A 13,905-nucleotide genomic window follows, 5' to 3' on the forward strand; every position below is an offset into this window, starting at 1 on the left:
GACCACAACCGAAGGATCAAGAGCTCGTGAGCAGCAAGGTCCCCCCGATCATCCTGAACAACGGCGTCGAGATGCCCCAGCTGGGCTTCGGCGTCTGGCAGGTGCCGGACGACGAGGCCGAGACGGCCGTCGCCCAGGCGCTGGAGGCCGGGTACCGCAGCATCGACACAGCGGCGATCTACGGCAATGAAGAGGGCACCGGCAAGGCGATCGCCGCCTCCGGCCTGCCCCGCGAGGATCTCTTCGTCACCACCAAGCTCTGGAACAGCGACCAGGGGTACGACGCCACGCTCCGCGCCTTCGACACCTCGCTGGCGAAGCTCGGCCTGGAGTACCTCGACCTCTACCTGATCCACTGGCCCATGCCGGCCAAGGACACGTACGTCGATACGTACAAGGCCTTCGAGAAGCTGCTCGCCGACGGCCGGGTCCGGGCCATCGGCGTGTCCAACTTCCTGCCGGAGCACCTGGAGCGGCTGACCGCCGAGACGTCGGTGATCCCGGCCGTCAACCAGATCGAGCTGCACCCCCACCTCCAGCAGCACGCCGCCCGCGAGGTGCACGCGGAGCAGGGCATCGCCACCGAGGCCTGGTCACCGCTCGGCTCCGGCAAGGGCATCCTGGACATCCCCGCGATCGTCGCGATCGCCCAGAAGCACGGGCGCACCCCGGCCCAGGTCGTGCTGCGCTGGCACCTCCAGCTGGGCAACGTGGTGATCCCGAAGTCCGTGACGCCGTCCCGGATCAAGGAGAACATCGACGTGTTCGGCTTCGCCCTGGACACCGAGGACCTCGCGGCGATCAGCGCCCTGAACGAGGACCGCCGGCTCGGTCCCGACCCGGCGCACCTCAACTCCTGAGCGGTGCCCGCAGGGAAGAGGGGCCCGGCCGTCCGCGCGGCCGGGCCCCTCTTCCACGTGTCAGTTGGGCTGCCCGACCGGCCGTACGACCACGGTGTTGACGTCGACCCCGGCGGGCTGGGTCATGGCCCAGACGACCGAGTCGGCGATCTGGTCGGCGGTGAGCAGCTCACCGGGCGGCAGGCCCCCGATGCCGTCCCAGAACGGGGTCTCCACCCGGCCCGGCGCGATCAGGGTCACGCCCACGCCCCACTGCGTCACCTCGCGCCGGGTGTTCTCGGCAAGGCCGGTCACCGCCCACTTGGTGGCGCCGTAGATGTTGCCCGGTGTGTTCACGAAGCCCGCGACACTGCCCACGAGCACGATCCGTCCGCGTGTCTCCTTGAGCGCGTCGATGGACGCCCTGATCAGCAGGGCCGGGCCCAGCACGTTGGTCAGCACCATCTCCGTCCAGCCCGCCGGGTCACCCTCGGCGACCGAGTCGTGGGTGGCGAAGCCGGCGTTGGCGACGACCGTGTCGAGGCGGCCGAACTCCTTCAGCGTGGTGTCGACGGCGGCCGCCACCTGGTCGTGTTCGGCGGCGCTGCCCCGGATCGTCAGCAGGTCCCCCGGGTCGCCGAGTTCCGCGCGGAACGCCCGCAGCCTCGCCTCCCCGCGTCCCGTGACGGCCACCCGCTGCCCGGCGTCCAGCAACCGCCGGGCGACGGCGGCCCCGATGCCGCTCCCCCCACCGGTGATCAGCGTGACCGGTGTGTCGGTCATGGTTCCCCCCTGTCTGCGCCTGTTTCCCACGGACACCGGGAGTCCATCACTTGGAGCGCTCTCGAAGTCAAGCCCTCGTGCCGGACCGGTCGTCAGACCGGCCGTACCGCCGTGTACACGGTGTGCGCCACCAGTACGAACAGGTCCCGGCGGCGGTGCACGCCCGCCTCGTCGGCGGGGTCGAGCAGCCGGTCCAGGGTGGCGAGGTCGCCGGCGTCCAGTCGGTCGCCGATCCGCTCGCGCAGCCGGGACAGGGACGTGGTGACGTAGGCGCGGGCCGCGTCGGAGACGGGCGCGGGCAGGTCGAGCAGAAAGCTGCGGGTGCCGGTGTGCTTCAGTCCGGCGGCGGTCAGCATCGCGGGCCAGTCCTCGGCCTCGGCCACGGAGTCCGGCAGGTCGGCGCGCATCTCGGCGAACGCGTCCTCCTCCACGGCACGGAGCCTGGCCTGGAGCCCGGGGCGCCCGATCCCGATGTCGCGGGGCAGGAAGCGGGCGGGCAGTCCGCCCTCCAGGATCGCCAGCGTGCCGCCGGGTGCGAGGTGTCCGCCGAGGTCGGCGAGGGCCGCGCGCTGGTCGGGGAGGTGGTGCAGGCTCTGGCTGGCCCACATCAGGTCGGCCGGGTAGTCCAGGTCGGCCAGCGCACCGGGCAGGTCGCCGGCGAGGGTGCCGAAGCGGTCGCCGAAACCAAGCCGCTCGGCACGGGCGCGGGCCCGCTCCAGCAGCGGTGCGGCGCCGTCGGCGGCGACGACGCGGGCACCCGGGAAGGCGTCGGCGAACAGGCAGGAGACGACGCCGGGGCCACTGCCGACGTCGACGACCAGGCCCGGATCGGTCACCTCCCGGCCCAGCCAGGCCAGGGCCTGCCGGTACAGCGGCGTGTACAGCTCGGCCTGCGCCTCGAGATGGGGGGCCATCTCGGCCCAGTCGATGTCGCCGTGGTCGTGCGCGTGTCCGTGGCCCTGCTCGTGGGCGGAGCCGTGCGTGTCCTGGTGGTGGTCGTGCGCCATGCTGGTCAGCCTCCCGTTCGCGGTGCCGCCAGGGTGCGACGACTCGCCGCCCGGAGGCAATCGGTGTTGCCGGTTCGGCAACAGCGGGAGGCCCGTCGGGGCCCGGCGCGCAAGGACCGGGCCCCGACGGCTCACCCGCGCGGGGCGCGCGGGAATCCGCTCACGACAGGGGCGGGTAGGCGTTCTTCATGAGCTCCTGGAACTGCGCGGAGAACCACTTCCCGGAGAGCGGGGCGTCCGGGAGGGCACCGGACATGCTGTTTCCGTTGCGCTCGTTGCCGGTGTACGTCGGGTCGCACATCCGGTCGAATCCCTTGCCCTCGTCGTTCGGGATCTCCTTGCTCGCGCCGTCCGACTCACCCGGCGGCTTCATCCACACGTAGGCGTCGATGCCCGGCTCGGGGTTGGCCTGCGGCCGTTCGCCCAGGCCCGCCCCGGACTGGTTGCACCAGTTGCCGGGGTGGATGCGGCGGTCGTAGCGCCCGCCGTCCACGTAGGTGTTCACGTCGGTCGTCGCGCCCGGTCCGGTGGGCCGGTCGGCGCCGCCCCAGCCGTTGCGGGACGTGTCGATCAGCATGCCGAGGTTCTGGTCGAAGCCGAGCGAGACGAGCTTGTCGCGCATGGCCTGGGCGTAGGAGAGTTCGTCGGTGTACTGGTTCCAGTCGACCCAGTCGGACTGGCGCACGGAGGTCCCGTTCACCGAGTCCGTGATCTTGAAGTTCTCCTCCTTCAGGGCGCTGTAGTTGGCGGTGTTGACGATGAAGCCGTGCACGTCGTCGAGGGTCGCGCCCTCGGTGGTGGCGGCGGTCTTGAACATCTCGGCGGAGGGGCCGAAGTTGCTGTCCCAGCCGAGCCAGCCGTGGTGGCCGGCGTCGACGTAGTTGTAGACGTTGCCGATGTCACCGAGCTTGTTCAGGGCGTAGCCGACGCCCTTCTGGTAGTTGCCGTTGGCCTTCATCACGTCGCAGTTCTCCGTGACGGTCGGCCGCCCGGAGACGTTGGTGACCAGGTTGGGCAGCGAGTCGATCTCGACCGTGGTGACGATCCGGAGGTCCGCGTACTTCGAGTCGCCGAGGATCTCGGCGATGGGGTCGATGTACTCGGTCTTGTACCGGTCGATCTCGGTCGGGCCCAGCTCGCCGTTGGAGGCGAGGGCGGAGCAGTCGCGCCCCGGCAGGTTGTAGATGACGAGCTGGACGACCATCTCGCCGGAGCCCTTCTGCTCCAGCGCGGCGTCCAGGTGGTCGCGCAGGCCCATGCCGCCGTTGACACCCTCGATGGCGGCGATCCGGTCGAGCCACACGCCCGTCGGTTCGTCGGCGATGCGGTCGCCGCCGGGCTCGGCGGCGGCGTTCGCCGACCACTCGGGGTTCACGTAGACCTTGGCGCCCTCGTAGGGGTTGTCCACCCGGCCGGACGGGTCGGTGGGCGGGTCGGTCGGGTCCGTCGGCGGGTCCGTGGGGTCGGTCCCGCCGTCGACGTTGCAGGTCACGCCGTTGAGGGTGAAGGTGGCGGGGATCGCGTTGCTGCCGCTGTAGGTGCCCTGGAAGCCGAAGCTCGCCGAGCCGCCCGTGGCGAGCGTGCCGTTGTAGGACTCGTTGGTCGCGGTGACGGCGGCGCCGCTCTGACTGACCTTCGCGTTCCAGCTGTTGGTGACCTTCTGGCTGCCTGCGTACGTCCATCCCAGCGACCAACTGGACGTGGCGGCACCGTTGTTGGTGACGGTCACGGCAGCGGTGAATCCGCTTCCCCAGTCGTTCTGCACCTGGTAGTCGACGGTGCAGGCGGCGGCCGCGGCTCCGGCGCTCGCGGACTGGGCGGCCAGTGCCGTGCCGGAGGCGCCGGCGACCAGTGTCAGGGCGGCGAGCATCGCGGTTCTGGTACGGGTCATGAGTGCGGGTTCCTTCTTTCGTGGGGGTGCTGCTGTCGTCCGGGGCCACGCGCTGCTCGGCGCGGCCCGCTGCCGATCGGCCTGGGGGTGCCGTCGTGATCGGAGGTCAGGAACGGCCCGCGGGCACGGTGGAACCGCCCGGGGGGTGAGCGATCCGGCACACGGGCCGGCGAAGCGTCGGACACATGGCGGCCACGGCTGAGGCAGCGGCTAAAAGTCCTGAACGCGGAGGGTGGAGCGGGGGGTGGCGCATGAGCGACTCCTTGCAGTTCGGACGCGCCGTGACGGACGCGTCGACTGGTGGAACCGCTCCCACTGGTGCAGCGAAGGTAGCGCCAAGTGACGGCAAAGAACAGAGGAGTTACCGACTTTCTGCCGACGGAACCCGTCGAATCTTTTCGACTGTTCACACATCTTGACCGCACCGGGCCCCCTCCCCACTATGGGAGCGCTCCCACTGGTTCAAGGCTTGTTGCTCCTCCCCCTCCCTCCCCGAGCCGCAAGGAGGAACCAGCACCATGCACCCCGGACACAGACACAGACGCCGCACCGCGCGGCGCTGGTGGACCGCCGCGCTGGCGGCCCTCGCACTCCCCCTCACCATGCTGGGCACGGCCTCGACTCCCGCCCAGGCGGCCGCGCTCCAGTGCAGCGTGGACTACAAGACCAACGACTGGGGCTCCGGCTTCACCGCCGAGCTGACGCTGACCAACCGGGGCTCCGACGCCATCGACGGCTGGACCCTGACGTACTCGTACGCGGGCAACCAGAAGCTCACCAACGGCTGGAACGGCACCTGGTCCCAGTCCGGCCAGAACGTCACCGTGAAGAACGCGTCGTACAACGCGCGGATCGCCGCCGGGGCCGCCGTCTCCACCGGCGGGCAGTTCACGTACAGCGGCGGCAACGCCGCGCCGACGGACTTCGCGGTCAACGGCACCTCCTGCGCGGGCGCCCACCAGCCGCCGATCACCGTGCTGACCAGCCCGGAGGCGGGAGCGGTGTACTCGCAGGGCGAGGCGGTCCCGCTGGCCGCCACGTCGGCCGCGGCCGACGGCGCCACGATCAGCAAGGTGGAGTTCTACGACGACACCACCCTGCTGGGCACCGACACGAGTTCGCCCTACACGTACTCGGCCACTGGCTTGACCGTGGGCAGTCATTCCCTGGTGGCGAAGGCCTACGACAGCATGGGTGCCTCCGCGGACTCGACCCCGGTCGGCATCACGGTCGCCTCGGGACCGACCGTGGTCGCCTCGCCGAGCCAACTGGGCATCAAGCAGGGCGAGTCGGGGACCTACGAGGTCAAGCTGTCGAAGCAGCCGGCCGCGAACGTGACCGTCACGACCGCCCGCGCGAGCGGCAACACGGGCCTGACGCTCACCGGCGGCGCGAGCCTCACCTTCACCCCGTCCAACTGGGACACCGCCCAGGAGGTGACCGTCTCCGCGGACGCCTCCGGCAGCGGCTCGGCGGTCTTCGAGTCGACGGCCCCCGGCCACGGCAAGGCCTCGGTCACCGTGACCCAGCTGGCGGCGGCGAAGGACTACGACGCCCGCTTCCTGGAGCTGTACGGCAAGATCACCGATCCGGCGAACGGCTACTTCTCACCGGAGGGCATCCCGTACCACTCGGTCGAGACGCTGATCGTCGAGGCACCGGACCACGGCCACGAGACCACGTCCGAGGCGTACAGCTACCTGCTGTGGCTCCAGGCCATGTACGGCAAGGTGACCGGCGACTGGGAGAAGTTCAACAATGCCTGGGAGATCATGGAGACGTACATGATCCCCACCCACGCCGACCAGCCGACCAACTCGTCCTACAACGCCTCGAAGCCGGCGACCTACGCGCCCGAGCTGGACACGCCGAACGAGTACCCGGCGCCGCTGGACGGCACCGTGCCGGTGGGCTCGGACCCGATCGCCGGTGAGCTGAAGTCCGCGTACGGCACGGACGACGTCTACGGCATGCACTGGCTCCAGGACGTCGACAACACCTACGGCTACGGCAACTCGCCCGGCAAGTGCGAGGCGGGACCCTCCGACACCGGCCCGTCGTACATCAACACCTTCCAGCGCGGCGTGCAGGAGTCGGTGTGGGAGACGGTGCCGCAGCCGACCTGCGACGCCTTCAAGTACGGCGGGAAGAACGGCTATCTGGACCTGTTCACCGGTGACTCCTCCTACGCCAAGCAGTGGAAGTTCACCAACGCCCCGGACGCCGACGCACGCGCCGTACAGGCCGCGTACTGGGCGGACATCTGGGCCGGTGAGCAGGGCAAGAGCGACGAGATCTCCGCGACCCTCGACAAGGCCGCGAAGATGGGCGACTACCTGCGCTACGCCATGTTCGACAAGTACTTCAAGAAGATCGGCGACTGCGTGGGGCCGACGAGCTGCCCGGCCGGCAACGGCAAGGACTCCTCGCACTACCTGCTGTCCTGGTACTACGCCTGGGGCGGCGCGGTGGACACCTCGGCCGGCTGGGCCTGGCGCATCGGCTCCAGCCACACCCACGGCGGCTACCAGAACCCGCTGGCGGCCTACGCGCTGAGCACCGACGCCGACCTGAAGCCGAAGTCGGCGACGGGCGCGGCCGACTGGGCCAAGTCCCTCGACCGGCAGCTTGAGTTCTACCGCTGGCTGCAGTCCGACGAGGGTGCCATCGCGGGCGGCGCGACCAACAGCTGGAAGGGCCGCTACGCGACACCGCCGGCCGGAACGCCGACCTTCTACGGCATGTACTACGACGAAGCGCCGGTGTACCACGACCCGCCGTCCAACCAGTGGTTCGGCTTCCAGGCGTGGTCCATGGAGCGGGTCGCCGAGTACTACCAGCAGAGCGGCGACGCCGACGCCAAGGCGGTCCTGGACAAGTGGGTCGACTGGGCGCTGTCGGAGACGACGGTCAACCCGGACGGCACCTTCCGGATCCCGTCGACGCTCGAGTGGTCGGGCCAGCCCGACACCTGGAACGCCGCGTCCCCGGGTGACAACGGCGACCTGCACGTCACGGTCGCGGACTACACCAACGACGTCGGTGTGGCGGCGGCGTACGCCAAGACCCTGACGTACTACGCCGACCGCTCGGGCGACACCGAGGCGGCCTCGACCGCCAAGGCGCTGCTCGACGGCATGTGGGAGAACAACCAGGACGCGCTCGGCATCGCCGTCCCGGAGACCCGCGCCGACTACAACCGCTTCGACGACGGTGTCTACGTCCCGAGCGGCTGGAGCGGCACCATGCCGAACGGCGACACGATCGACGCGTCGTCGACCTTCGCCTCGATCCGCTCCTTCTACCAGGACGACCCTGCCTGGTCGAAGATCGAGAGCTACCTCCAGGGCGGTGCCGCGCCCACGTTCACGTACCACCGGTTCTGGGCCCAGGCGGACATAGCCCTCGCCATGGGTTCCTACGCGGAGCTACTGGAATAGCCCCCGCGGGGCGCTCCGCGGGGTGGCGGTTCGATTCCGCCGCACTCCTTCGGGGCGCCTGACAGCTCCGCGTAATCGGTCTCGTCACCGGACGACGGGACCAACCGACCGGGCGGCCCCTGCCCACACCTGGGGCCGCCCGGTCCTCGCATGTGTTCTGTTCCCGACGAGAGGACGGTTCCCCACCGTGCGAAGAACCCGGACACTCACCGTGCTGCTGGCCCTCGCGGCCGGTCTGCCGGCGGGCAGCCCGCCCACGGCGCTGGCCGCCGAGCCGGTGCCGCGGGCGGCCCTCGCCGCCGACAGCTACACCTGGCAGAACGCCCGCATCGACGGCGGCGGTTTCGTCCCCGGCATCGTCTTCAACCGCGCCGAGAAGGACCTGGCCTACGCCCGTACCGACATCGGCGGCGCCTACCGCTGGCAGGAGTCCTCCCACACCTGGACGCCGCTGCTCGACCACGTCGGCTGGGACGACTGGGGTCACACGGGCGTGGTCAGTGTCGCCTCCGACTCCGTGGACCCGGACCGGGTGTACGCGGCGGTCGGCACGTACACCAACGACTGGGACCCGACGAACGGCGCGGTGCTGCGCTCCGGGGACCGGGGCGCGACCTGGGAGAAGACAGACCTGCCGTTCAAGCTGGGCGGCAACATGCCCGGCCGCGGGATGGGCGAGCGCCTGGCCGTCGACCCGCACGACAACGACGTGCTGTACCTGGGTGCCCCCAGCGGCCACGGCCTGTGGCGGTCCACCGACGCGGGCGTCACCTGGTCCGAGGTGACGGCGTTCCCGAACCCCGGGAACTACGCGCAGGACCCGGGCGACACGTCCGGCTACGCCTCCGACAACCAGGGCATCACCTGGGTCACGTTCGACGAGTCGACGGGCAGCGCGGGTACGGCCACCAAGACGGTGTACGTCGGGGTGGCCGACAAGGAGAACGCGGTCTACCGCTCGACCGACGCGGGCGCGACGTGGGAGCGGCTCGCCGGGCAGCCCACGGGCTACTTGGCGCACAAGGGCGTCCTGGACGCCGAGAACGGCTACCTGTACCTCGCGTACAGCGACACGGGCGGTCCGTACGACGGCGGCAAGGGCCGGCTGTACCGGTACGCGACGGCGACCGGCACCTGGACGGACGTCAGCCCGGTCGCGGAGGCGGACACGTACTTCGGCTTCAGCGGCCTGACCGTCGACCGGCAGCACCCGGGGACGGTGATGGCGACCGCGTACAGCTCGTGGTGGCCGGACACGCAGATCTTCCGCTCGACGGACAGCGGCGGCACGTGGACGCAGGCCTGGAACTACACGTCGTACCCGGAACGCGAGAACCGCTACACGATGGACGTGTCCTCGTCCCCGTGGCTCACCTGGGGTGCGAACCCGGCGCCGCCCGAGCAGACGCCGAAGCTGGGCTGGATGACGGAGGCGCTGGAGATCGACCCGTTCGACTCGGACCGGATGATGTACGGCACGGGAGCGACGATCTACGGCACGGAGGACCTCACGAACTGGGACTCCGGCGGCAAGTTCGCCATCGAACCGATGGTGCGCGGCCTGGAGGAGACGGCGGTCAACGACCTGGTCTCTCCGCCGTCCGGTGCGCCGCTCCTCAGCGCGCTGGGTGACGTCGGCGGCTTCCGGCACACCAGCCTGACCGAGGTCCCCTCGATGATGTACACCTCGCCGAACTTCACCTCCACGACGAGCCTCGACTTCGCGGAGAAGAACCCGGACGTCGTGGTCCGGGCGGGCAACCTCGACTCGGGTCCGCACGTCGCCTTCTCGACGGACAACGGCGCCAACTGGTTCGGGGGCACAGACCCGTCGGGGGTCAGCGGCGGCGGCACGGTCGCGGCGGGTGCGGACGGCAGCCGCTTCGTGTGGAGTCCGGACGGCGCGGGCGTCCAGTACACGACGGGCTTCGGCACCGCGTGGCAGGCGTCGGCCGGCATCCCGGCGGGCGCGATCGTCGAGTCCGACCGGGTGGACCCCGCGACCTTCTACGGTTTCAAGTCCGGGCGGTTCTACGTCAGTACGGACGGCGGCGCGACCTTCACCGCCTCGGCGGCGACCGGCCTGCCCACCGGCGACAGCGTCCGCTTCAAGGCACTGCCGGGCGGGGAGGGCGACGTCTGGCTGGCCGGCGGTGCGGCGGACGGCCCGTACGGTCTGTGGCACTCGACGGACGGCGGCGCGAGCTTCACCAAGCTGGCGAACGTCGACGCGGCGGACACCGTCGGTTTCGGCAAGGCGGCCCCGGGCGCCTCCTACCAGACCCTGTTCACCAGCGCGGAGATCGGCGGCGTGCGCGGCATCTTCCGCTCCACGGACGAGGGCGCGACCTGGACCCGCGTCAACGACGACGCCCACCAGTGGGGATGGACCGGCGCCGCCATCACCGGCGACCCGCGGGTCTACGGCCGGGTGTACGTGGCGACCAACGGCCGGGGCATCGTCTACGGCGACACGGCAGGGGGAGACGGCGGCACCGATCCGGGCCCGGGCCCCGACCCGACGCCCACCGGAGCCTGCGAGGTGGAGTACACGGTCACCAACCAGTGGTCGGGCGGCTTCCAGGCGGACGTCCTGCTCACCAACACCGGCACGTCGGCCTGGAACGGCTGGTCCCTCGGCTGGACGTTCCCCGGCGACCAGAGGGTGACCCAGATGTGGAACGCCGAGCACACCCGGTCCGGTACGACGGTGACGGCGAAGAACGTCGCCTGGAACGCCGGCGTGGCACCCGGCGCCTCGGTGAGCTTCGGGTTCACGGGGAGCTGGTCGGGAACCAACGCGGAACCGTCCTCGTTCGCGCTGGGCGACCGGGTCTGCGGACGGACGTGAACGTCCGGGAGGGCGCGTCCGGTGGCGCGCCCTCCCGGCGCCGTGACCAGTGCGCCCGTTTCGCGCCCTTGTGGCGCTGCTGCGCTTCTTCGACCGTTGTGTCAGTGGGAGTGGTCGGCGAGGACAGGGGGCGTCGCATGGCGCGAACGTGGGAGGGTCCGGCAGGGCGGCTGCTGCTCGGGCTGGCGGTGCTGCTGGACCGGACGGTCACGGGCAAGGCCGCGAAGAGGCGGCTCCACCACTGCCGGGACGCCGCTCTGCGCGCCGCGTACCGGCGGGGCGTACCGGTGGAGGTGCTCGCCTCCCGGACGCGGCTGACGCAGAGGTGGGTCAGGACGGTGGTCACCGGCGGGAAGCCCCCGCCGGTGGACGAGGCCGCGTGAGGGTCAGGGCGTGTAGACGGACGGGCGCGGAGCCGTCGGCATGCCGGCGCCCAGGAAGAAGCTCGGGTGCGGGGGCTGGTTGTAGGCCGTGTTCTGCCAGGCCAGGGCCGTGCGGTACTGGGTGTCGTGGAGGAGGGTCGTGATGCGGGTGTCCGTGTCGTAGGGGGTGGCGTAGATGCGCAGGGCCGTGTTGTCCGACGTGCGCCAGACGACCTCCTCGCGCCAGTCGCCGAGGATGTCTCCGGCGAGGACCGGGGTGGCCTTGGTGCCGTTGTTCGACGCGACGCCGGAGCCGGTGAGCAGGCGGGTGTCGCCGGACGTGCCGTACTTGTCGATGCGGGTGCCGTCGAGGAGTTCGCGGACGGTGTCGCCGTCCCACCAGGACAGGAAGTTGGTGCTGGAGGGCTTGCGGCCGTTCACCACCGTGCCCTCGGGGTTGCGGATGCCGCTCTCGGCGGACGACCAGGACTCGGCGCCCGCGCTGCCCGCCCAGATGTCACCGGAGACGCCGCGTCCGTTGTCTCCGCTCGCGCCGGTGGACCAGAGGATCCGGCCGGTGCGCGCGTCGGCCATCCACGACGAGGGCTTGGAGCCGTCCTCGTCGACCTTGAACTCCTCCAGCCCCGCCCGGGACGGGTCGAGGTCACCGACGTGCATGGCGTCGCCGTGGCCGTTCCTCGTGGTCCACAGGGTATAGCCGTTGTCGTCGACGGCCATCGCGCCGTAGACGATCTCGTCCCTGCCGTCGCCGTCGACGTCCGCGACGGAGAGCTGGTGGTTGCCCTGGCCGTCGTAGCCCTTGCCGCTGTTGGTGGAGGAGTTGGTGTCGAAGGTCCAGCGGCGGGTGAACCGGCCGTCCCGCCAGTCCCAGGCCGCGATCACCGTGCGCGTGTAGTATCCGCGCGCCATGATCACGGAGGGGCGGGAGCCGTCCAGGTACGCCGTGCCGGCCAGGAAGCGGTCGACGCGGTTGCCGTAGGAGTCGCCCCAGGAGGAGACCGAGCCGCGGGCCGGGACGTAGTCGACGGTGCCCATGGCCCTGCCGGTCCGGCCGTTGAACATGGTGAGGTACTCGGGGCCCGACAGCACGTAGCCGCTGGAGTTGCGGTGGTCGGCGGAGGAGCTGCCGATGACCGAGCCGGTGCCGTCCCTGGTGCCGTCGGCGGTCTTCATGGCGACCTCCGCCTGGCCGTCGCCGTCGTAGTCGTACACCTGGAACTGCGTGTAGTGGGCGCCGGAGCGGATGTTGCGGCCCAGGTCGACGCGCCACAGGCGGGTGCCGTCGAGGCGTATGCCGTCGACGATCGTGTTGCCGGTGTAGCCGGACTGGGAGTTGTCCTTGGCGTTGGTCGGCTGCCACTTGAGGACGATGTCGAGGGCGCCGTCGCCGTCGAGGTCGCCGACGGAGGCGTCGTTGGCCTCGTAGGTGTAGGAGACGCCGTCGGGGGTGGTGCCGCCGGCCGGCGGGCTGATCGGTACGTCCTTGTACCCGGCGCGGAACTGGATCGCGTGCACGGAGTCGCCCTGCTCGGTGCCGTTCACGACCGCGCGGACCGTGTAGTCGGCGTGGGAGGGGGCGCCGGAGTGGAAGTAGGTGGTGGAGCCCGTGATGGGGCTGGAGTTGACCTTCGTGCCGGCCCGGTAGACGTTGAACGCGACGTTGTCCGGGTCGGTGCCCAGCCAGCGCCAGCCGACCAGGTTGCCGTCGCCGGTGTGGACGCTGACGACGCCCCGGTCCAGGGCCTCCACCTGGCGCGCGGTGGCGGCCTCGGCGGTGTCGGGGGCCAGGGTGGTCAGGCCGGCGCCGAGGAGCCCGGCGGCGGTGAGGGCCGCGGCCGGGGCGAGGCGGCGTCTGCGGTGCGTGCGGGGGCGGGTGTGGGGGTGCCTCACGGGACGAACCTCCTGGAGGGCGGATGGATTCCGCCTCCCAGTCGCCGCCCGGGGCCGCCGGGTTGCCGCCCTCGCTCTACGGCTTCCGGAACGCGGCGAGCGTGAAAACCGGGTCGGGCCGGGGCCGGTCCTGGTCCGGCAGGGCGGCCAGCCGCGCGGCGAACTCCTCCGCGAGCGGCTCGCCCGGCGGCAGCGTGACGAACCAGCCGCGCCGCAGGTCCGCCACCGTCCGGCGGGGGCTGCGGCCCTGGCCGTGGCCGGTGAAGCGGGCCGTGCCCGCGGGGAGCAGGCCGTGCTCGCGGGCGTACTCCTCGACCAGGTGGGCGGCGTCGTGCGCGGTGCTGGGCGGGCGGGCGGCGAGCACGGCGTCGATGTCGCTGCCCACGTTGTGCGAGGCGCCTTTGTCCACCGTGGTCACGTACACCCCGCCGGGCCGCAGCACGCGGGCGCACTCGCCGACGATCGCCCGCGCGTTGTGGGCGCCGCCCGCGAGGTGCAGCAGCCACACGCTGGTGACGGCGTCGAACTTCCCGCCCGCGAAGGGCAGTCGGCGGCTGTCGGCGAGCGCGACGGCCCCGGGCAGCCGGGCGTCGGCACGGCGGGCCATGGCGGGGACGAGGTCGACGCCGGTCACCCGGAGGCCGTCGCGTCCGGCCGCGATCCGCCGGGTGACGATGCCGGTGCCGCACCCCACGTCGAGCAGGCGGCGGGCCTGCCGCGGCACCAGGCTCAGTACGGCACGCGCGGCCGCGGCGGCCCGGGGCTCGCCGCCGCGGGACTCGTCGTACCGCTCCGCTTCCTTGTCGTAGTCGAGCACACCG

9 protein-coding genes are annotated in these 13,905 nt (G+C 71.3%); 4 read left to right on the plus strand and 5 right to left on the minus strand.

Features of this window, described 5'->3' with window-relative positions; translation table 11 throughout:
• Positions 1-26 precede the first annotated feature (26 nt).
• On the plus strand, positions 27-860 hold the full coding sequence (locus NI25_RS05690; RefSeq protein ID WP_061441399.1) for an aldo/keto reductase: 834 nt from the start codon (positions 27-29) through the stop codon (positions 858-860).
• A 60-nt stretch (positions 861-920) separates the two neighbouring features.
• On the opposite strand, the gene NI25_RS05695 is transcribed toward NI25_RS05690, so the two are convergent.
• The 3 genes from NI25_RS05695 to NI25_RS05705 all read right to left on the minus strand — a co-directional run bounded on the left by NI25_RS05695 (position 921) and on the right by NI25_RS05705 (position 4,520).
• Positions 921-1,622, minus strand: coding sequence for an SDR family oxidoreductase (locus tag NI25_RS05695; protein WP_061441400.1), 702 nt, complete (start codon positions 1,620-1,622; stop codon positions 921-923).
• Positions 1,623-1,714: 92 nt separating this feature from the next.
• Positions 1,715-2,629, minus strand: a complete 915-nt coding sequence (locus NI25_RS05700) for a class I SAM-dependent methyltransferase (protein ID WP_061441401.1) — start codon at positions 2,627-2,629, stop codon at positions 1,715-1,717.
• Between the two features lie 160 nt (positions 2,630-2,789).
• On the minus strand, positions 2,790-4,520 hold the full coding sequence (locus NI25_RS05705) for a cellulose 1,4-beta-cellobiosidase (RefSeq protein WP_061441402.1): 1,731 nt from the start codon (positions 4,518-4,520) through the stop codon (positions 2,790-2,792).
• A 518-nt stretch (positions 4,521-5,038) separates the two neighbouring features.
• On the opposite strand from NI25_RS05705, the gene NI25_RS05710 reads away from it, so the two are divergent.
• The 3 genes from NI25_RS05710 (at position 5,039) to NI25_RS05720 (ending at position 11,194) form a co-directional block, all read left to right on the plus strand.
• Positions 5,039-7,960, plus strand: coding sequence for a glycoside hydrolase family 48 protein (locus NI25_RS05710; RefSeq protein ID WP_061441403.1), 2,922 nt, complete (start codon positions 5,039-5,041; stop codon positions 7,958-7,960).
• A 187-nt stretch (positions 7,961-8,147) separates the two neighbouring features.
• Positions 8,148-10,811 carry a cellulose binding domain-containing protein gene (locus NI25_RS05715; RefSeq protein ID WP_061441404.1) on the plus strand — a complete coding sequence of 888 codons (2,664 nt, stop codon included), beginning with the start codon at positions 8,148-8,150 and terminating at the stop codon, positions 10,809-10,811.
• A 137-nt stretch (positions 10,812-10,948) separates the two neighbouring features.
• Positions 10,949-11,194, plus strand: a complete 246-nt coding sequence (locus NI25_RS05720; protein WP_061441405.1) for a hypothetical protein — start codon at positions 10,949-10,951, stop codon at positions 11,192-11,194.
• Between the two features lie 3 nt (positions 11,195-11,197).
• On the opposite strand, the gene NI25_RS05725 is transcribed toward NI25_RS05720, so the two are convergent.
• Both NI25_RS05725 and NI25_RS05730 read right to left on the minus strand, forming a co-directional pair.
• Complete coding sequence (locus NI25_RS05725; RefSeq protein ID WP_061441406.1) at positions 11,198-13,084, minus strand: rhamnogalacturonan lyase; 1,887 nt, start codon at positions 13,082-13,084, stop codon at positions 11,198-11,200.
• Positions 13,085-13,160: 76 nt separating this feature from the next.
• On the minus strand, positions 13,161-13,901 hold the full coding sequence (locus NI25_RS05730) for a class I SAM-dependent methyltransferase (protein WP_061441407.1): 741 nt from the start codon (positions 13,899-13,901) through the stop codon (positions 13,161-13,163).
• Positions 13,902-13,905: the final 4 nt, after the last annotated feature.

The organism is Streptomyces sp. CCM_MD2014 (genome assembly GCF_000772045.1).
Lineage (GTDB): Bacteria > Actinomycetota > Actinomycetes > Streptomycetales > Streptomycetaceae > Streptomyces > Streptomyces salinarius.

Coding starts and splice junctions, on each gene's coding strand:
- NI25_RS05695 (WP_061441400.1), bottom strand. CDS start 1,622: ATGACCGACACACCGGTCACGCTGATCACCGGTGGGGGGAGCGGCATC.
- NI25_RS05700 (WP_061441401.1), bottom strand. CDS start 2,629: ATGGCGCACGACCACCACCAGGACACGCACGGCTCCGCCCACGAGCAG.
- NI25_RS05705 (WP_061441402.1), bottom strand. CDS start 4,520: ATGACCCGTACCAGAACCGCGATGCTCGCCGCCCTGACACTGGTCGCC.
- NI25_RS05710 (WP_061441403.1), top strand. CDS start 5,039: ATGCACCCCGGACACAGACACAGACGCCGCACCGCGCGGCGCTGGTGG.
- NI25_RS05720 (WP_061441405.1), top strand. CDS start 10,949: ATGGCGCGAACGTGGGAGGGTCCGGCAGGGCGGCTGCTGCTCGGGCTG.